The organism is Stenotrophomonas africana (assembly GCF_013004645.1).
Taxonomy (GTDB): Bacteria; Pseudomonadota; Gammaproteobacteria; order Xanthomonadales; family Xanthomonadaceae; genus Stenotrophomonas; species Stenotrophomonas africana.
Genome location: NZ_JABEME010000001.1, coordinates 588,605 through 609,093 on the forward strand (window position 1 = coordinate 588,605; position 20,489 = coordinate 609,093).

Annotated in this window: 13 protein-coding genes; 5 read left to right on the forward strand and 8 right to left on the reverse strand. The window is 66.6% G+C overall.

Translation table 11 applies throughout. The features are described 5' to 3' along the window. The first annotated feature begins 9 nt into the window (after positions 1–9). A complete protein-coding gene (locus HLA98_RS02965; protein WP_057499785.1) occupies positions 10–3,600 on the forward strand; it encodes an ABC transporter permease/M1 family aminopeptidase in 3,591 nt (1,196 codons plus the stop codon). 124 nt (positions 3,601–3,724) lie between these two features. Here the strand turns inward: HLA98_RS02965 and HLA98_RS02970 are convergent, their stop codons facing one another. From HLA98_RS02970 to HLA98_RS02995, 6 genes are all read right to left on the reverse strand, one after another. Continuing rightward, positions 3,725–4,018 (reverse strand): hypothetical protein, encoded by a 294-nt coding sequence (locus tag HLA98_RS02970; RefSeq protein WP_057499786.1) that lies wholly within the window; start codon positions 4,016–4,018, stop codon positions 3,725–3,727. Beyond that, positions 4,015–4,479 carry a GNAT family N-acetyltransferase gene (locus tag HLA98_RS02975; protein ID WP_057499787.1) on the reverse strand — a complete coding sequence of 155 codons (465 nt, stop codon included), beginning with the start codon at positions 4,477–4,479 and terminating at the stop codon, positions 4,015–4,017. Before HLA98_RS02975 ends, HLA98_RS02970 begins: the two co-directional genes overlap by 4 nt. 151 nt (positions 4,480–4,630) lie before the next feature. Continuing rightward, positions 4,631–5,017 (reverse strand): SseB family protein, encoded by a 387-nt coding sequence (locus HLA98_RS02980; protein WP_057499788.1) that lies wholly within the window; start codon positions 5,015–5,017, stop codon positions 4,631–4,633. Positions 5,018–5,176: 159 nt separating this feature from the next. Then, positions 5,177–6,892: an alpha-amylase family glycosyl hydrolase gene (locus HLA98_RS02985; protein ID WP_057499789.1), complete on the reverse strand. Its 1,716-nt coding sequence runs from the start codon at positions 6,890–6,892 to the stop codon at positions 5,177–5,179. Further along, a complete protein-coding gene (locus tag HLA98_RS02990) occupies positions 6,892–8,379 on the reverse strand; it encodes an MFS transporter (protein WP_057499790.1) in 1,488 nt (495 codons plus the stop codon). Before HLA98_RS02990 ends, HLA98_RS02985 begins: the two co-directional genes overlap by 1 nt. Further along, positions 8,376–10,568: a glucosidase family protein gene (locus tag HLA98_RS02995; protein ID WP_057499791.1), complete on the reverse strand. Its 2,193-nt coding sequence runs from the start codon at positions 10,566–10,568 to the stop codon at positions 8,376–8,378. Before HLA98_RS02995 ends, HLA98_RS02990 begins: the two co-directional genes overlap by 4 nt. Positions 10,569–10,805: 237 nt before the next feature. On the opposite strand from HLA98_RS02995, the gene HLA98_RS03000 reads away from it, so the two are divergent. Continuing rightward, complete coding sequence (locus tag HLA98_RS03000; protein WP_057499792.1) at positions 10,806–12,857, forward strand: glycoside hydrolase family 97 protein; 2,052 nt, start codon at positions 10,806–10,808, stop codon at positions 12,855–12,857. 216 nt (positions 12,858–13,073) lie between these two features. After that, positions 13,074–15,842 carry a TonB-dependent receptor gene (locus HLA98_RS03005; RefSeq protein WP_057499803.1) on the forward strand — a complete coding sequence of 923 codons (2,769 nt, stop codon included), beginning with the start codon at positions 13,074–13,076 and terminating at the stop codon, positions 15,840–15,842. 178 nt (positions 15,843–16,020) lie between these two features. Here the strand turns inward: HLA98_RS03005 and HLA98_RS03010 are convergent, their stop codons facing one another. Continuing rightward, the gene (locus HLA98_RS03010; RefSeq protein ID WP_057499793.1) at positions 16,021–17,634 is read right to left on the reverse strand and encodes an alpha-glucosidase; all 1,614 of its coding nucleotides are present in this window, start codon (positions 17,632–17,634) and stop codon (positions 16,021–16,023) included. A 214-nt stretch (positions 17,635–17,848) separates the two neighbouring features. On the opposite strand from HLA98_RS03010, the gene HLA98_RS03015 reads away from it, so the two are divergent. Continuing rightward, positions 17,849–18,847 carry a polyprenyl synthetase family protein gene (locus HLA98_RS03015; protein WP_004147673.1) on the forward strand — a complete coding sequence of 333 codons (999 nt, stop codon included), beginning with the start codon at positions 17,849–17,851 and terminating at the stop codon, positions 18,845–18,847. A gap of 84 nt (positions 18,848–18,931) precedes the next feature. Here HLA98_RS03015 and HLA98_RS03020 read toward each other — a convergent pair whose 3' ends face one another. Next, a complete protein-coding gene (locus HLA98_RS03020) occupies positions 18,932–19,717 on the reverse strand; it encodes a dienelactone hydrolase family protein (RefSeq protein ID WP_057499794.1) in 786 nt (261 codons plus the stop codon). 132 nt (positions 19,718–19,849) lie between these two features. On the opposite strand from HLA98_RS03020, the gene HLA98_RS03025 reads away from it, so the two are divergent. Beyond that, positions 19,850–20,443 (forward strand): SMI1/KNR4 family protein, encoded by a 594-nt coding sequence (locus HLA98_RS03025; protein ID WP_057499795.1) that lies wholly within the window; start codon positions 19,850–19,852, stop codon positions 20,441–20,443. Positions 20,444–20,489 lie beyond the last annotated feature (46 nt).

Consider the following 20,489-nt stretch of genomic DNA (forward strand, 5'->3'; position numbering starts at 1 on the left):
GAGCACGCCATGATCCTCGACTTCTTCCGATTCGAGCTGCGCGAGCAGCTGCGTTCCCCACTGCTGTGGCTGCTGGCCGGGCTGTTCGCCCTGCTTGCCTTCGCCGCCGCCTCCAGCGACGCCGTGCAGATCGGTGGCGGCGCCGGCAACGTGCACAGCAACGCGCCCACCGTGATCGCGCAGATGCTGGGCATCTTCACCCTGCTCGGCATGCTGGTCACCGCGCTGTTCGTCAGCAATGCGCTGCTGCGTGACTTCGAGCTCGGCACCGCCGAACTGATCTTCGCCAGCCCGGTGAAGCGCCGCGACTACCTGGCCGGGCGCATCGCTGCCGCCCTGGCGGCCGGCCTGCTGGTCTACGTGCTGATCGCGTTTGGCCTATGGCTGGCGCCGTTCATGCCGTGGGTCGACCCCGAACGCATGGGCCCGATCAGCTGGCAGGGCTATGCGTGGACGTTCGCGGTCATCGTCATTCCGAACCTGCTGTTCACCACCGCACTGCTGTCGCTGCTGGCAGCGCTGACCCGCTCGATCCTGTGGGTCTACATCGGCCTGGTGGCCTACCTGGTGCTGTACGGCGCCAGCGCGGCCCTGCTGCGCGACATCGACAACACCTGGATCGCGGTGCTGAGCGAACCGCTGGGCATGCGCGCACTCGGCCGCACGATCCGCTACTGGTCCACCGCTGAACGCAACAACGGGATTCCCGAGCTGGCCGGTTACCTGCTGGCCAACCGCGCCCTGTGGTTGGGCGTGGCCGCCGCACTGTTCGCCGCTACGTTCGCGCTGTTCCGCACCGAACGCAGCGGCAGCGGCAGCGGCCGTCGGCGCTGGGGCCGCAGGCAGGTGCAACCGGTTGCCGATGCCGCCGGCGTCCGCCCGAGCCGCGCGACACTGCCGCGCGTGATACCGGCATTCACCGCCACCACCGCGTGGCAGCAGTTCCTGCGCCAGGTCCGCTTCGATACACGCGGCGTCCTGCGCAGCGTGCCGTTCATCGTGCTGCTGGTGCTGGGCCTGGCCAACTTCCTGCCCAGCGCGCTGTTCCGGCAGACCCTGTACGGCACCTCGATCTGGCCGGTCACCTCGCAGATGATCATGGGCCTGCAGGGTGCCTTCAGCTGGCTGCTGGTGATCATTGTGCTGTTCTTCGCCGGTGAGCTGGTCTGGAAGGAACGCAGTGCGCGCATCAACGAAGTGACCGATGCCATGCCGGTGCCGAACTGGGTGCCGCTGCTGGCCAAGTTCACCGCACTGCTGGCGGTGATCGTCTGCTTCCAGGCGGCCGGCGCGCTGGCGGCAATGGGCGTGCAGCTGGCCAAGGGCTACACGCATCTGGAGCCGCTGCTCTACCTGCGCAGCCTGGCGCTGGATTCGGTGGTCTACATCCTGATGGGCGGCCTGGCGCTGGTGCTGCAGGTGCTCACCAACAACAAGTTCGTCGGTTATGCGCTGCTGATCGTGGTGATGATCGGCCAGGGCGTGCTCGGCCTGCTCGACTACACGCAGAACCTGTACAACTTCGGCAGCTGGCCCAACGCGCCCTATTCGGACATGAACGGCTACGGCCACTTCCTCACCGGGCAGCTGGCGTTCCAGGGCTACTGGGCGCTGTTCCTGCTGACCTTGATGTGCCTGGCGTCGGCCCTCTGGGTACGAGGTGTCAGCCAGAACCTGCGCCAGCGCCTGGCCCTGGCCGGCCGTCGCCTGCGCGGCCCGACCGGTGCCTTCGCCGCAGTGGCCGCCGTGGCCTTTGTCGCCGTGGGCGGCTGGCTGTACTGGAGCACCAACATCCGCAACGAGTTCGTCTCGCCCGACCAGCAGCTGGACCTGCAGGCCCGCTACGAGCGCGAGCTGTCGAAGTACCGCAACCTGCCGCAGCCCCGCATCGTGGCGGTGGACAACCGCGTGGACCTGTCCCCCGAATCGCAGTCGATGGTGATCGATGCGAACTGGACGATCCGCAATCTCCACGCGCAGCCGATCCCGGAACTGCATGTCTCGATGGGTGATGACAAACAGCTGGTAGCCGCCGATCTTGGCGGACAGACGATGGCCTTCCATGACAAGGACCTGGGGTATCGCATCTACCGGCTGGACAAGCCCCTGCAACCGGGCGAAAGCCGACGTGTCCATTTCCGGGTGGTGCAGAAACCCAATGGCATCACCGCCGGCCAGGCGCCGAGCAACATCGTGGGCAACGGCACGTTCTTCAACAGCCGCGTACTGCCGTCGTTCGGCTACAACGAGGGCGCGGAGATCACCGACCGCAACGAGCGGCGCAAGCGCGACCTGGGTGAGCCGCGGCGCATGCCCAGGCTGGAAGACGAAGCCGCGCGTGCCAACACGTACATAGCCAACGATGCCGACTGGCTCGACTTCCGCACCACGATCTGCACGGCACCCGACCAGGTGGCGCTGGCCCCGGGCTATCTGCAGCATGAGAGCACGGTCAATGGCCGGCGCTGCTTCAGCTATGCCATGGATCGACCGATGCTGAACTTCTACGCCTATCTGTCGGCGCGCTGGGAGGTGCGCAAGGCAAAGTACAAGGACATCCCGATCGAGGTCTACTTCGACCCGGCGCACGGCTACAACGTGGACCGGATGATCGAAGCGGTGCAGAAATCGCTGGCCTACTACGAGGCGAACTTCACCCCGTACCAGCATCGCCAGGTGCGCATCATCGAGTTCCCGGGTTATGCCCGCTTCGCGCAGTCGTTCGCCAACACCATCCCCTACTCCGAGGCCATCGGTTTCATCGCCGACCTGCGTGACCCGGACAAGGTGGACTACGTGTTCTACGTGACCGCGCACGAAATCGCACACCAGTGGTGGGCGCACCAGGTGATCGGTGCCAACGTGCAGGGCGCCACGGTGCTGTCCGAATCGTTGTCGCAGTATTCGGCACTGATGGTGATGGAGCAGGAGTACGGCCGCCAGCACATGCGTCAGTTCCTCAAGCGCGAACTGGACGGCTACCTGTCCGGCCGCGGCGGCGAGGCCATCGAGGAACAGCCGCTGGAGCGCGTGGAAAACCAGCAGTACATCCACTACCAGAAGGGTTCGCTGGTGTTCTACCGGCTGCGCGAGGAGATCGGCGAGCAGGCGCTTAACCGCGCATTGAAGCGCTTCCTGCAGGACAAGGGGTACCAGCAACCGCCGTACACCACCTCACGCGAGCTGCTGGACTACATCCGCGCCGAGACCCCGGCCGACCGCCAGCAGCTGGTCACCGACCTGTTCGAGAAGATCAGCTTCTACGACAACCGCGTGATGGCCGCCAGCGCCCGCAAGCGCGATGACGGCCGCTACGACGTGACCCTGGACCTGCACGCCGCCAAGCAGTACGCCGACGGCAAGGGCAAGGAGAGCGACGGAAAGATGGATGACTGGGTCGAGGTCGGCGTGTTCGCCAATGGGCCGTCGGGCAAGGAGCGCGACCAGAAGGTGCTGTACCTGCAGCGCCACCACATCACCAGCGCCGATCCGAAGATCACGGTGACGGTGAATGAAAAGCCGGACGAAGCAGGCTTCGATCCCTACAACAAGCTGATCGACCGGGTGAGCGATGACAACCGGCGCAAGGTGACGATGTGAGGTAACGGGGCGCCGGCCTATGCGCCGGCGCTCCACGCAACACGTGCGGGCTTGGCTTGGCTTGGCTCGCCCTACTGTAGTGCCGAGCCATGCTCGGCACATTGTCCACGACAGTCGCGAAGGTTCAGCGCACCGGGGCCTTCGGCCCCAGCAACGCCAGCAGCACGAAGACCACGATCGAGGCGACGGTGCCGAGCGCCGCCGGTAACCCGAACGCCCACGCCGAACGGCCCTGCTGGCGTGCCCACTGGGCCAGATGCCAGGCCGCGCCCAGGTTGATCAGCCAGGCAATGACGAAGACCGGCCACAGCACCACGCCCACCGCGCGCAGCACGGGCATGGATACCAGCGCGACGACGATGGCTGCGATCAGGAAGATCAGTGCGGAGCGGGAATGACGCGATGCAGATGCGTTCATGCGGCCAACCTGCGCACCATCACCAGCACGCGATAGCTGTGGTTGTCGGCTTCCTGCAGCGGCTTCCAGCCCAGCCGAGCGTACAGGCCGCCATCCAGCGCTTCGGTCTGTAGATACAACTCGGAAACGCCCATCCGAACCGCCTGCGCCGCTGCCTGCTCGACCAGCCCACTGGCCAGTCCGTGGCACCGATGGCTGTCGGCCACGAACACGCTGCCCAGCCAGTGCTCATACTGCGGGAATGCCTGCATCTCCCTGCGCTTGAGCTGCACGGCACCAACCAACCGGTCTCCATCGAAGGCGGCGATCAGGTGCGGGAAACCTCCGGCGTCCTGCGGCGGATTGAGCCGCTGCAGTTCCTGTTCCAGCGACAGGCCCGCGTCCTGGCCCCATTGTGCGTGGTACCACTCGGCCAGTTGCTGCCGTTCCGGTGCGCCAGCGGGTAATACCTTGAATTCCATGGCAATGCCTTGATCCCGATATTACCCAAGAGGATCACGGACGGCGCTTGAAGGGAAGCCCTCTGTGGAGTCGAGCCATGCTCGACTCATCAGGCCATGCGCGAAAGGCAGTCGAGCATGGCTCGACTCTACAGGAGCCGCAGGCGGCAACTCAGCCCTGCGCAAAGTCCTTCAGGATCTCGCCGACGCCGCTGGGCGAGATCTCGAAGCCCAGCGGGGTGCCCGGATTGATCACCACGCCGTAGCCACCCGGCACGCGGCGCAGCACGTCCAGCATCAGCCAGCGGATCTGGTGTTCGGCCTGCTGGCTGTAGATGCCCACCCGCGACGGATCGGTGAACACGGCCACGTGCAGGGTGCCCTGCTTGTCGAACAGCAGCGGGTCGAAGCCGCTGCCATCGGGGGTCACCAGGCTGCCGGTCAGCAGCACCACCTCGGAGGCGACGAAGGCCTCCATGAAGGCGCGGATCGGCACCGCCCCGTCCATCGCCGCCTTCAGCAGGGTTTCGATCGGGGTCTGCGGGGCGAGGTCGGTCATGGGGGTACGGCAGGGCGTGAGGGGTGCCTATTGTAGAGTCGAGCTTGCTCGACTGCTCGAAGAGCGTGCCAACCAAGGTTGGCACCTACCAGAGCGGGAGTGCCAACCAAGGTTGGCATCCACCAGAGCGGAAGCGCCGGGCCATGCCCGGCGGCGCCCTCAGCGCCCCAGACGCTGGTCCCGCGACCGCTGGTCAGCCATCGCCTTGTCCAGCTCGGCCTGCAGCGCCGGCTGCTGCACGGCGGCATCCAGCACATACACCTTCACGCCGTGCGCGGGCACTTCGGCCTTCAGGGAGCCATCCACCTGCAACGAACCGCCGTCCAGTGCATCGCGCCAGCGGCCCGCCTGGACGTAACGCGCCACGGTGAGCGTCCTGGCCTGATCGCCCTTGTTCAGCAGCACCAGCGCGGTCTGCGCCACCTCGCCATGCTGCAGCACGCGGAAGAACACCGCCTCATCGCCCTGCAGGCGCTCGTTCACCTGCAGGCCCCGCTGCAGCGCCGGGGTGGCTTCACGCAACCGGGCGATACGCTGCAGCGGCGCGAAGATCGGACTCTTCGGCGCAGCATCCACACGTGGCTGGCCGAAGTACGCGCGATTGCCGGCATGCTCGGCACGGCCACGCATGAAGCCCGTCTCCGAACCGTAATAGACCACCGGAATGCCGCGCGCGGTGAACAGCCAGTTGTGCGCATCGATGAAGCCATCGTCGCTGGCCTGCAGGCGCGGCATGTCGTGGTTGTCGTAGAAGCTCATCAGCTCGTACGGGTTGGCGTACGGTCCGCCGCTCAGGTGCAGCGGCTCGGCCAGTGTCTCAAAGCCCTTGGCGGCGGTGCCGAAGGTCTGCTCCAGCGCGCCGCGCAATGGGAAATCGAGCACGCTCACGTTGGCATTGGATGGCCAGGTGTGCTCGGCAATGGTCGCCGCGTTGTAGTCGAAGGCTTCGCCAAACATGAACATGCCCGGGTGCTCGGCACGGATGCGCTTGACGAAGGCATGCCACCACGGGTGCGGCAGCCAGCCGATGGTGTCGATGCGCAACGCGTCCACGCCCTGCGCGGTCCATTGCAGGTAGGCACCGACCAGGTAGTCCATCACCGCCGGATTGTCCTGATTGAAGTCGGACAGCTCAGCCAGGTTGCCATCGAAGATCGAGCCATCCTTGCTATCGACCGGTCCAATGCTGTTGTAGAACGCGTGCAGCGGGTTGTGCTTCGGATCCAGTTTCTGCGGCGGCAGGTTCTGGTGGTCGGCGATCAGTTTTCCGTCCTTGTCGAAGATCTGCCCGAACTGCGGCTGTCGCGTCGGCATGGTCCAGGCCGGCGAGCCGTGGTTGCCCACGATGTCCAGCACCACCTTCAAGCCAGCACCGTGCAGGCCCTTGGTCAGCCCGGCGAAATCCAGGTTCTTGCTGGGCAGGTGCTCATCGAGCTTGTAGAAGTTGATGCCCCAGTACCCGTGGTAGCCGGTCTTGCCGCGGTCGGTCAGCGTGCTGGTGCAGCTGATCGGCTTGCTGCCGGTGAACGCCTCGTCCGGATTGTCCACGATGGGCGTGATCCATACCGCGCCGAAACCGAGGTTGCGGATGTACTGCGCGTTGTCGAGCACGCCGCGGAAATCACCACCGAGGTAGCCGATGTTGCCGTCCACCTTGTCCGGGCACGGCACCGGGATGTCGAAGGTACGGTGCTTGCCGCCCTGGTCGCGGTGATCGTTGGACGGATCGCCGTTGACGAAGCGGTCGGTGACCACGAAGTACACCGCATCGCTGGCGAACGGTTCGGTGGTGCCCACATAGTCCGGGCGTGGCGCGGCCGCCGCATGGCCGGCCAGCAGTACCAGGAAAACAGCAACAGACAGCACACCGCGCATCACACCACCTCCGGACGGGACGGAACCCGCAGCACGCACAGGCCGGCCAGGAACAGGCTGCAGCCGCCCAGCACCAGCACATGCATCGGCTGACCACCCAGCCATGCGCGCAGGGCAAAGCCAAGCGCACTAGCCGCCACCAGCTGCGGGATCACGATGAAGAAATTGAAGATGCCCATATACACACCCATCTTCGACGCCGGCACGCTGTCGGACAGCAGTGCATACGGCAACGACAGGATCGAGGCCCAGGCAAAGCCCACACCAACCATCGACAGCAGCAGCCAGTGCGGGTCGCGGATGAACATCAGCGAGACCAGGCCGGCGCCGCCCAGCCACAGGTTGACCAGGTGGCTCCAGCGCAGGCCGATCGCACGCACCATCGGCGGAATCAGCACCGCCGCCAGCGCAGCGAAGCCGTTGTAGGCGCCAAACAGCACGCCCACCCAGTTGGCACCTTCGTTGTAGGCGGCCGACTGTGGATCGGTCGAACCGAAATGGGTACCTGCCACCGCAGCGGTGGTGTAGATCCACATGGCGAACAGCGCGAACCACGAGAAGAACTGCACCCACGCCAGGCGGCGCATGGTGACCGGCATCGCGCGCAGGTCGCCGACGATGGCGGCCAGCATATGCGTGGCCGGCAGCGCGCGCGCGGCCGCCAGCAGCAGGCCGTAGCCGGCGCACAGGCCGGCCAGCACGTACAGCATCCGGTCGCCCTGCCGCCACGCGATCAGCAGCGCCAGCAGCACGCCCAGCCCCAGCCATACGGCCACCTGCGCCCACGGTGCCGGGCCGTTGATCGCGGCCGCCGCGTGATGCGCCGGCGGCTCTGCATCATCGAAGCCGGCCAGTTCCACCGGTGAGTACTCGCGGGTGCTGACCACCGTCCAGGTGATCGCGGCCAGCAGCACCACCGCGCCGAAGTAGAACGCATAGCGCACGGTGTCCGGCACCTCACCCGCAGCGGCCGTATTGGCGACCCCGAAGTGGGCCAGGATGAACGGCAGAAAGCTGGCGACGATGGCACCCACGCCGATGAAGAAGCTCTGCATGGCATAGCCAGTCGGGCGCTGGCGTGGCGCCAGCTGGTCGCCGACGAAGGCGCGGAACGGCTCCATCGATACGTTGATCGAGGCATCCAGCACCCACAACGTGCCGGCCGCGATCCACAACGTCGGCGAGTTCGGCATCACCAGCAAGGCCAGCGTGGTCAGCACCGCACCGATCATGAAGTACGGACGGCGGCGCCCCCAGCGCGTCCAGGTGCGGTCGGACAGGTAGCCGATTACCGGCTGCACCAGCAGGCCGGTCAGCGGCGCGGCGATCCACAATCCTGGTACCGCGTCGATGTCCGCGCCCAGTGTCTCGAAGATGCGGCTGGCATTGGCGTTCTGCAGGGCGAATCCGAACTGGATGCCGAGGAAGCCGAAGCACATGTTCCAGATCTGCCAGAACGACAGCTGCGGTTTTGCCGTGCGATTCATCGTGCGCCCTCTGCCATCGCCACGGGTGCTACCGTCAGCGCCTGCACCTGGGCCTGGTTGAGCACGCCATCGCGCCCGCCCTTGCCCCCGGTGTAGTGCGCGAAGTGCTGCAGCGCGCTCATGTTGAAGCCTTCTTCAAGCGCGACCGTGCACCGGCCCTTGGGCACAGTGAATGCCGCCGAGGTCGAGTCCTGCACGGCCACGCTGTGCGGCAGGGTGACGGTGTGCCGTTGCAACGACTGGCCCGGGCAGTGCAGCACCAGTTGCTTCACCGCAGCGGTGACGCCGGTGTTGATCGGCCCATTCGGGTTGCTGTATTGCAGGCGCAGGCGCACCTGCCCGGCCTTGGCCGAGGTGAACTGCCAGCGATCCTCGCCCTTCAGCACCTGCTGCGGACCGACGCAGACCATCGGGCTGTGCAGCGATTCCAACGCGCCATCGCGCCGGGTCAGGCTGAGGCAATGCTGCAGGCCATCGTCACTGATGTGCGCCTGGCCGTTGCTGGCGGCGACAACCGTGCCGTCCATCCACAGTACCTGGTCGGCTGCCACAGGAACGTTCCAGCCCGCGCCATTGCGCAGGGCCTGCGGCGCCGCCGGTATTGCCGGCGCACGCGCGTTGGCATCCGCAGTCGTGGCAGCGAAACCGGCTGCTGCCGGGGCCGCGACCAGCTGCACCGTGGTGGTCGCGCCACGCGTGGTGGTTCTGCCTGCCACCAGCAGGCCATCGCCCAGGTTCTGCGGGCGCTCCAGCACATAGCGCTTGCCGTTGGCTTCCAACGTGATGCGGGGGCGCGTGCCGAACAGTTCGGGCACCAGCACGGCCGGCAGCTTGGGCTGCACGCGGCCATCGTCCTGCACGCCGAATACGCCCTCGACCACCATCGACAGATAGCCGGCCACCGACCACAGCTGGCGTTCGGAATTGACCACCGGGCCGCTCAGTGCGCCCTCCTCGACATGCACGGCCTGGCTGACCAGCTCGTAGTTCTCCATGTTGGAGCCGGCCAGCGCGGCGCCCTGCATCAACGAGCGGATTTCGGCGGCGATGCGCGGCGCATCATCCAGCTGCCGCGCCGCGCGCAGCGAGTACGCACTGACGAACGGCCAGATCGCGCGATTGTGGTAGATCGGCTGTTGCGCCTCCTGCGGCCAGACCACCGGGCTGCCGGCCGGTCCCATCGGGTAGGCGGCCAGCGCACGGCGCGCGCGTTCCGGGGGCAGCACCTCGGCCAGGATGCCCAGCGACAGGCCGAGCAGATCGACCTTGGCATACGGCACCGGGTGCGCCGCTTCGCCGATGTAGCTCATGTATTGACCGATGTCCTCGCGCCAGAAGCGCGCATCGATCTGCCGTGCCAACGCATCGGCCCATGCCTTGTAGTCGGCCACGCGGGCATCGCCGCGCTGGCCTGCCAGGCGTTCGGCCAGGCGCAGTGCCTGATAGTGCAGCACGTTGGTGGATAGTGCGTAGGAATCACCGATGAAGCGCACGTCCTCGCGGGTCCAGTCCGGATAGGTCTGCTCGCGCCAGTCCAGGAACGAGGTCTCGCCACGGTACAGGCCCACCTGCGCGTCGAACACCATCGCGCGGTCCTGCGCCAGCGTGCCCTTCAGCGCCTGCCAGACCTGGTCGGCAAACGCGCGATCCTCCAGCAGATGACGTGCCGCCAGGAACCACACCACGCGATCGCTGCTGATCGGCCAGCTGCCACCGGAACCGGTGTCCTGCGCCACGAACAGGCCGGGCGTGTGCCCGTCGCGCGCCGCCGACAGCTTGAACTGCAGCGACTGCCGGGTGCGCTCCGGGTCCAGCCGCGCCAGCGCCAGATCGGCGGCGAAGCTGACATCGCGGGTCCACACATAGGGCCAGCGCGCGCCGGTCTGGAAGCACTCGCACGGCACCGGTCGGCCTTCGTCGAACGCGGGATCGCGAATCGCGTCCACGCGGTCCTGGTCCATCTCCTGCTGGGCCAGCGCGAACAACGCGTCGAACATCACGCTGCCGGTCTGGCTGCGCATCGGTGCGGCTGCGATCTGCACTGCGCCCTTCGGCGCATGCAGCACGAAGCTGCCGTTGGCAGCGGCTTCGGCGCGCGCATGGCGGCCGTCGAATTGCAGGTCGGCCGCCTGCGCGGTCGATCCCAGCGCTGCCCCCAGGGCAGCGGTCAGGCAAATGATCTTCAGCATCGAAGCGGCGGACCGGCTTGCGCCCGTCGGCCTCCCTCCCTCTCTGCACGCGTTGTAGGTCCGCACCACCATTGCCGGTGGACGGGCGCGGCCCCTCCCTCAAGGTGCCTTGGCCCCATGGTAGACGCGGGGCTGTCGGCTGCGTCCATCTGCATACGTATTCATGGCGCTGCGCGGTAGCGCGCCGGCTGCGCTGGCTTATGGTCCGGGTCTGCCAACGGCGCCTTTGGAGGGGAACTGCCGATGTCACCCACTGCTGTACGCGCGGCAATCGCGCACCTGCTCGGCCTGGCCCTGCTGGCCTGGGCCACGCTGGCACAGGCCGCGCCACAGGTCGCCAGCGTCGAATCACCGGGCAAGGTGCTCAAGGTCAGCCTCGTGCTGGACGGCGGCACCGCCCGCTACCGCGTCGAGCGTTTCGGCGAGCCCGTGGTGGAGGATTCGAAGCTCGGCTTCGCCCTGCGCGATGGCCGCCTGGACCGCGATTTCGCCCTGCTTGGCCAGCAGCGGCGCAGCGTCGACGACAGTTGGGAGCAGCCGTGGGGCGAGCGCCGGCTCACCCGCAACCACTTCAACGAGCTGACCGTGCAGCTGGCCGAGACCACCGGCAGCAGGCGCCGGCTGGATGTGGTGTTCCGCGTCTACGACGATGGCGTTGGCTTCCGCTATGCGTTCCCCGAGCAGCCGAACCTGCGCGAAGCCATCATCGATGACGAACTGACCGAGTTCGCCATCGCGCAGGATTCCACCGCCTGGTGGATTCCCGCCGGCGAACCGATCCACTACGAATACCTGTACCAGCGCACGCCACTGCGCGAGGTGCCGCTGGTGCATACGCCGATGACCCTGCGCAGCCGCGATGGCCTGCACGTGGCGATCCACGAGGCCGCACTGGTGGACTACGCCGGCATGTGGCTGCGGCGCACAAAAGGACAACGCCTGCGCGCACAGCTGTCACCCTCGGCCGAAGGCTGGAAGGTGCGCCGCACCCTGCCCTTCGCCACGCCGTGGCGCACGCTGCAGATCGCCGACCGTGCCGGTGGCCTGGTCGAATCGGACCTGATCCTCAACCTCAACGAACCCAATGCGCTGGGCGATGTGAGCTGGGTGAAGCCGGCCAAGTACCTGGGCGTGTGGTGGTCGATGCACCTGGACAACGAAAGCTGGGCGACCGGGCCGAAGCATGCGGCCACCACCGCCAAAACGAAGAAGGTGATCGACTTCGCCGCCGCGCATGGCTTCCGTGGCGTGCTGGTGGAAGGCTGGAATCCGGGCTGGGACGGCATGTGGGTGGGCAATGGCTACGACTTCGATTTCACCCGTGCCACGCCTGATTTCGATATCGAAGCGCTTTCAGCGTATGGCCTGAAGAAAGGTGTGCACCTGATCGGCCACCACGAAACCGGCTGCGCCATCGAACACTACGAGAATCAGCTGGGCGATGCGCTGGACCTGTACGCACGGCTGGGCGTGGACCAGTTCAAGACCGGTTACGTCTGCGATGATGGCCAGGTCGACCGGCGTGATCCGGCTGGCGGCCCGCTCTGGCGCGAGTGGCACGACGGGCAGTTCATGGCCCGCCACCACCTGAAGGTGGTGCAGGAGGCCGCGCGCCGGCATCTGTCGGTGAACCCGCATGAGCCGATCAAGGACACCGGCCTGCGCCGTACCTACCCCAACTGGATCTCGCGCGAGGGCGCGCGTGGCATGGAATACAACGCCTGGGGCCAGCCGCCGAATCCGCCGGAGCACGAGGTCAACCTGGTGTTCACCCGGATGCTGGCCGGGCCGATGGATTACACCCCCGGCATCCTCAGCCTGAAGGGCCGCCACGGCCAGGCCATCCCCAGCACGCTGGCCCGCCAGCTTGCCCTGTACGTGGTGCTGTACAGCCCGATCCAGATGGCCGCCGACCTGCCCGAGCACTACCTGCAGCACCGCGAGGCATTCCGCTTCATCGAGGACGTGGCGGTGGACTGGGAGCAGAGCCGCGTGCTCGATGGCGAAGTGGGCGACTACGTGACGATCGTGCGCCGCGACCGCAACAGCCGCGACTGGTTCCTCGGCAGCATCACCGATGAGCACGGCCGCGTACTGCCGGTGTCGCTGGGCTTCCTGGAGCCTGGCGTGCGCTATCGCGCCGAGATCTACCGCGATGGTGAAGGCGCTGATTTCCGCAGCAACCCGTTCGCGTTCGCACGCGAGCCCCGCGAGGTGACCAGTACCGACGCACTGACGCTGGTGCTTGCGCCGGGTGGCGGGCAGGCCATTCGCTTCACACCGCTGTGAATGCCCCGGTAGTTCCGGCCGCTGGCCGGCACCACCACAAGCAGGATCTGAAAGCGATTACATCCCTGCAAACGCCATTGAATACGTATGCAGGGTGATTCCCGCGAAGAACGCGCTGCCTACCATAGCGGCGACGACAGCGGCCACCGCGTCGCACGTTCACGGCACCGCCGGAACGCTCACAAATCGATCTGCAACATTGCCTGGGAGGGGAAAATGTTGAACCACAAGCGCAGTGCGCTGAGTCTCGCGCTGGCCGTTGTGCTGGCGCCGACGCTGGCGTCGGCACAGTCCACGCAGAGCACCACCACGCCGGCCGGCACCGCCGCCACCAACCTGGATACGGTGCAGGTCACCGGCATCCGCCGCGGCATCGAGAACGCGATCGCGATCAAGCAGGACGCCACTTCGGTGGTCGAGGCGATTTCCGCCGAAGACATCGGCAAGCTGCCCGACGTCAGCATCGCCGAATCGATCTCGCGCCTGCCCGGCCTGGCCGCGCAGCGCGTGGCGGGCCGTGCGCAGGTGATCAGCGTGCGCGGCCTGTCGCCGGACTTCGCCACCACCCTGCTCAATGGCCGTGAAGTGGTCAGCACCGGCGACAACCGCGGCGTCGAGTTCGACCAGTATCCATCTGAACTGGTCAACGGCGTGACCGTCTACAAGACCCCGGATGCGGCGCTGGTCGGCCAGGGCCTGTCGGGCACCATCGACATGCAGACCGCACGCCCGCTCAGCTTCGGCGAGCGCGTGATCGCGGTCAGCGGCCGCTACCAGAAGAGTTCGCTGGGCCGCGCCGCCAACGTCGATCCGTATGGCAACCGTTTCAGCGCCAGCTACATCGACCAGTTCTTCGACAACACCCTGGGCATCGCCATCGGTTACGCGCACAGCGACATGCCGATCCAGGAGAACCAGGTCGGCCTGTACGAGCCGTGGACCACCGAACACACCGACAAGGGCGAGCGTCGCGGAATCGCGCCAGGCACCTACTTCACCGATGGCATCAAGGCGCTGCGCCGTACCGGCAACAACAAGCGCGACGGCGTGATGGCGACGATCCAGTTCCGCCCCAGCAACAGCTGGACCAGCACCTTTGATGCGTTCCACACCGAAGCCGAGCAGATCGACACCGCCAACCAGTTCGAGCTGAGCCTCAGCGGCAACGGCGAAGACGGCAATAACCCCAACGCGATCCTGCCGGTGTTCAGCAATGTCGGCCGCAATGCCGATGGCAGCTTCACCGGTGGCACGATCAGCAATGCGTACCCGCTGGTGCGCGGCATGTACAACAAGCGCAAGGACAAGATCGATGCGTTCGGCTGGAACAACGAGTTCAACGTCGGTGGCGTGAAGCTCGTCGCCGACCTGAACTACTCCAAGGCGACCCGCCGTGAGATCAACCTGGAAAACAACCTGCAGCTGGTGCCGCGCCCGCAGTTCGACACGATCGGCCTGGTGGTGAACAACAACAGCTTCTCGCAGATCACGCCGGGGCGTGACTACTCCAATCCGGACAGCCTGTTCCTGACCAATACGATCTATGGTTCCGGCTACGGCAAGGTGCCGGAGGTCGAAGACCGCTTGAAGGGCGCCAAGCTGGCGGCGACGCTGCCGGTTCCCGAGGCCATGTCCAGCTGGTTCTCGGATGTGGACGTGGGCGTGAACTATGCCGACCGTCGCAAGCAGAAGGCCCAGGCCGAAGGCAACATCCTGCTCGGTGCCCAGGGCGAATCCACCATTGCCCCGGACCTGCAGTACCGCCCGGTCAACCTCGGTTTCGCCGGCATCGGCTACATCCCCTCGTGGAACGTGCCGGCAGCCGTGGGTCGCTACATGACCTTCAACCCGGTCGACAACCTGGACTATCTGATTCCCAAGTCGTGGACGGTCGAGGAGAAGATCACCACCGCGTGGGCACGCCTGAACATCAACACCGACATCGGCGTGGTCGGCGTGCGCGGCAACATCGGCGTGCAGATGCAGCACACCGACCAGAGCTCGGATTCACGCTACTGGGACAGCTCGCAGCCGGCTGGCAGCAACATCCAGCCCTTCTCTGCCGGCAAGACCTACAAGGATTGGCTGCCTAGCTTGAACCTGGTGTTCATGTTCCCGCACCAGCAGACGCTGCGCTTCGCTGCCGCCAAGCAGGTCGCGCGCCCGCGCGTGGACCAGATGCGTGCCGGCCTGGAATTCGGTGTGGATACCAACAACGGCCGCCCCGGTGGCAGCGGCGGCAATCCGCTGCTGGATCCGTGGCGCGCAACCGCGCTGGACCTGTCCTATGAGAAGTACTTCGGCGAGAAGGCCTACGTCGCTGCGGCCATCTTCTACAAGGACCTGAAGAGCTACGTCTACACGCAGTCGGTGGACAACTACGACTTCAGCGGCCTGCTGGGCAACTACGTGCCGCCGCCGGGCATGACCGCGCCGGTGCTGACCACCGGCACCTTCTCCACGCCGCAGAACGGCAAGGGCGGCACGTTGAAGGGGCTGGAGCTGACCGGGTCGTTCCCGCTGGAGATGCTGACCGACAGCCTGCGCGGCTTCGGCGTGCAGGCCAGCGCGACCTTCAACAAGAGCGACATCACCATCCTGGATCCGGAAAGCGCCTCCAGCGTGGGCAGTGACCCGATCAGCCTTCCAGGCCTGTCCAAGCGTGTCTACAACTTCACCGCCTACTACGAGCGCAGTGGCTTTGAAGCACGCGTGAGCCAGCGTCGCCGCTCGGACTTCATCGGTGAGATCGGCAACTTCAACGGCAACCGCACACTGCGTTACGTGGTGGGCGAGAACGTGACCGATGCGCAGCTCAGCTACACCTTCAGCGACAGCAGCGCCCTGCGAGGCCTGACCCTGCTGCTGCAGGGCAGCAACCTGACCAACGAGCCGTACCGCACCTACGCCGGCAGCAAGGACCGCCCGCTGGAGTACATCGAGTGGGGCCGCACCTACATGCTGGGCGTGAACTACAAGTTCTGACCACAGCCGCGTAGTGCCGGCCGCTGGCCGGCAACCCAAAGGGAGCAGGACCGGGAACCCGCTGCGCAGGCAGCGGGTTTTGCGCGGATGCCGGCCGATGGTCGGCCAGGCCCACCCACAAAAAAGGGACGGGGCGCTTCGGCCCCGTCCCCGCAAGTACCGCCACCGGAGAAAACGGTCAGCTGCGTCGGGCGCAATACACCGCGCGCGGCGGCAGCTGGAGTTCATTGCCCTGCACCCTGCCCGCATCCGGGCCCGGCACCGCCACCTGCTGCCAGTTGCCCGGCGGCAGCGGATGGCTCACCGCCTCGGCCGACAGGTTGAAGGCCAGCAGGAGGGTTTCATCTGCAAGCATACGCTCGAACAGCAGTACTGGCTCGGCGCTTTCGATGAACCGGATGCTGCCATGCAGGAGCGCCGGCTGGCTACGCCGCCAGGCCAGGAAGGCGCGGAACGCCGCCAGGACCGAGTGCGGGTCGCGCTCCTGCACGGCCACCGCCGCCGCCCGGTGCTCGGCCGGGATCGGCAGCCAGGGCGTGCCTGAGGTAAAGCCAGCCAGCGGAGCGTCGGTCCACGGCAGCGGGGTGCGGCAGCCATCGCGGCCCTTGAAGTTCGGCCAGAAGGTGATGCCGTACGGGTCCTGCAGCGCCTCGAACGGCACCTCGGCCTCGGCCAGGCCCAGCTCCTCGCCCTGGTACAGGCACACCGAGCCGCGCAGCGAGCACAGCAGCGCCACCAGCATCCGCGCCAGACGCGGATCGGCCGGATAGCCGCCCCAGCGGCTGACCGCGCGTTCCACATCGTGATTCGAAACCGCCCAGCACGGCCAGCCTTCGGTCATCGCCGCTTCCAGCCGGGAGACCGTGTCGCGGATGTACACCGCGCTGTAGTCGTCCACCAGCAGCTCGAAGCTGTAGCCCATGTGCAGGCGGCCGTCCTGGGTGTACTCGGCGGTGGTGGCCAGCGAGTCTTCCGACGAGATCTCGCCCAGGCTCACCGCGCCCGGATACTCGTCCAGCAGCGCGCGCAGCTGCTCCAGGAATGGCAGGTTCTCCGGTTGGGTGTTGTTGTAGAAGTGGTACTGGTAGGCGTACGGGTTGTCCGGACTGAAGCCGCGGCCCACCCGCTTGTCCGCCGGCTTGGGCGGGTTATCGCGCAGCTGCGCGTCGTGGAAGCAGAAGTTGATCGCATCCAGGCGGAAGCCGTCCACGCCGCGGTCCAGCCAGAACCGCACATTGTCCAGGGTGGCCCGCTGCACGTCCGGGTTGTGGAAGTTCAGGTCCGGCTGGTCGACCAGGAAGTTGTGCAGGTAGTACTGCTCACGGCGCGGTTCCCACTGCCACGCGCCGCCGCCGAACAGCGACAGCCAGTTGTTGGGCGGGGTGCCGTCCTCGCGCGGGTCGGCCCAGACGTACCAGTCGGCCTTCGGATTGCTGCGGTCCTGGCGGCTCTCGCGGAACCAGGCATGCTCGATCGAAGTGTGGCTGAGCACCTGGTCGATCATCACCTTCAGGCCCAGCCCGTGGGCCTTGGCCAGCAGGCGGTCGAAGTCATCCAGGTTGCCAAACAGCGGGTCGACATCGCGGTAGTCGGCAATGTCATAGCCGAAGTCGGCCATCGGCGACTTGAAGAATGGCGAGATCCAGATCGCGTCGACGCCCAGCGCGGCGATGTGGTCCAGGCGCTGGATGATGCCCGGCAGGTCGCCCACGCCATCGCCGTTGGCATCGAGGTAGCTGCGCGGGTAGATCTGGTAGATGACGGCTCCGCGCCACCATGGATAGTGCGACATCGACAGCCCCCCTCCGGGCATGCGGGACCCGCCGGAAGCGGGCCGAAATCCTGTTCCGGCAAGCTTAGCGGCGGCCTCGCGGGCATGGCGCAACCTGCATACGTATTCACGCAGGCGGCAGCCGTGGCCGGGCCGCGGACGTCGGCCCACCCGGTTTGCGCCCGAATTCACAGGCAGCGCCTATAATCAGCGATGAGCCTGAAAGCCTGATCGCATGACCATCACCGAAGACACCCGTCCCGCCCTGGGCCTGCCCCAGATCCAGTCGCTTGCCGCGGCCGACATGGCCGCCGTCGACGCCCTGATCCGGCGCCGCCTGTCCTCGGACGTCGTGCTGATCAACCAGATCGCCGATCACATCATTTCCGCCGGCGGCAAGCGCCTGCGCCCGATGCTGGTGATGCTGGCCGGCCATGCGGTCGGCCAGGCCGGCCCGGATCACCACCAGCTGGCGGCGATCATCGAGTTCATCCACACCTCCACCCTGCTGCACGACGACGTGGTGGACGAATCCAGCCTGCGCCGTGGCCGCAGCACCGCCAACGCGCTGTGGGGCAACGCGCCCAGCGTGCTGGTCGGCGACTTCCTGTACTCGCGCAGCTTCCAGCTGATGGTCGAGCTGGAGCGCATGTCGGTGATGCAGATCCTGGCCGACGCCACCAACCGCATCGCCGAAGGTGAAGTGCTGCAGCTGCTGCACGTGCACAACCCGGACACCGACGAAGCCGCCTACCTGCGCGTGATCGAGCGCAAGACCGCGGTGCTGTTCGCCGCCGGTACCCGCCTGGGCGCGCTGGCCAGCGGCGTGGACGAAGCCACCCAGCAGGCCCTGTTCGACTACGGCATGCACCTGGGCTACGCGTTCCAGATCGCCGATGACGTGCTGGACTACTCGGCCAATGCCGAGGAACTGGGCAAGAACCTGGGCGACGACCTCGCCGAGGGCAAGGCCACGCTGCCGCTGATCCACGCGATGGCCCACTCCGACGACGCCACCCGCGAGCGCCTGCGCACCATCGTGCAGGACGGCGACGCCTCGGCGATGCCGGAAGTGCTGGCCGCGATCCGCGCCACCGGCGGCCTGGAGTACAGCCGCGCGCGTGCCGAGGAATATGCCGAAGCCGCCGAGCGCGCGCTCGATGGCCTGGGCGACAATGATGCCGTGGCGGCCCTGCGTGGTCTGGCGCGTTACGCGGTGCAGCGCTCGCATTGATGGGTTGAGGTGTGCCGACCAACGGTCGGCACCCACCAAACCGGCATTCCGGTGCGTGCCGACCGTTGGTCGGCACGCGTTTGTTTACCGGAAGCGTTCCTCGAAGAACTCATCCAGCGCCTTCCATGCGCGCTTGGCCGCCCGTTCGTTGTACTGGCAGCCCGGCGGGCTGTTGGCATCGCGCTCGGCGAAGCAGTGCACCGCGCCGCTGTAGTTGGTGAACTCCCAGTCGACCTTGGCCGCGTTCATTTCCTTCTGGAAACCGGCGATGTCCTCGGCGGTCACGCTCTTGTCGTCGGCACCGTTGAGCACCAGCACCGAAGGATGGCTGCCACCGGCCTGCGCCGGCAGTGGCGAGCCCAGCCCACCGTGCAGGCTGACCACACCGGCCAACGGCGCACCGGCACGGGCCAGCTCCAGCACGGTGGTACCGCCGAAGCAGAAGCCCACCGCGCCGATCCGGCTGGCATCGAGCGGCACCTTGCCGGCCTGCGCCTTGAGCACGTTCACCGCCTCCAGCGCACGCGCGCGCAGCAGCGGCCTGTCGTTGCGCAGTTTGGTCGCCACCGGCCCCGCCTCGGCATCGGTCTTCGGCCGCACGCCCTTGCCGTACACATCAGCCACCAGCACCACGTAATCATCGCCGGCCAGCTGCCTGGCCTTCTCGATGGCCGATTCGTTCACACCCTTCCAGTTCGGCACCATCACCAGGCCAGGGCGCTTGTCGTTGTCGCCGTCGTCATAGACCAGCACGCCGCTGAAGGTCGTGCCCTGGTGTTTCCACTCCACCGGCTGCGTCTTCATCGCCGCCCACGCCGGCATCGCCGCCAGCCCCAGCATCACCGCCACACCGCATCGCCAACGATTCATGCGCCTGCTCCGCAAGAAAAAGGGGACGGGGGGGATTAAGCCGTATTAGCCCCTCCCGCGTCGCATTCTGCATTGGCGACGTGACGCAGGTGTGGTTGGATACGACTTAATCCCCTCCGTCCCTTTTTTCGCATGACTCTTGTTGATCGCTTTCTGTCTGGCCTGATCCCACGCCTGCCTGCCGACGATGCCCCGCAGTGGGTCCATGTGCAGGGCGCCAGCGCCGAAGACCTGCAGCGCCTGCGTGCGCAGTGGCCGCAGGTGCCGGACAGCCTGGCGGAACTGTTGTCCCGGGTGGATGGCACCCACTTCCGTGAGTACCCCGGCGGCGAGGTCTGCGTGCTGATGCTCGGCTCGGACGTGGAAGACGGGGGCTATCCGTACTACCTGCGCTCGGTCGCGCAGATCTTCGAAGACCAGCAGCAGTGGGACGACAGCATTCGTTCCATCTACGAGGAATGGCTGGACGAGGAGCCGGAGATCCTCGGCGACGGCATCGATGGCGAACTGCCGATGAACCGCCGGCTGTGCTTCTCGCACTGCATGAACAACGGCGGCACCTCGATGCTGTACCTGGATTTCGATCCCGCGCCGGGCGGTACGGTCGGCCAGGTGGTGCGCTACCTGCACGATCCGGACAGCTATGCGGTGATCGCGCCCAGCTTCGATGCGTATCTGCAGCAATTGATCGACGGCGGCTACGCGTTCATCGACGAGGAACAGTAGATCCACGCCACGCGTGGATGAACTTCTCCGGAAGTTGCCGGCCAGC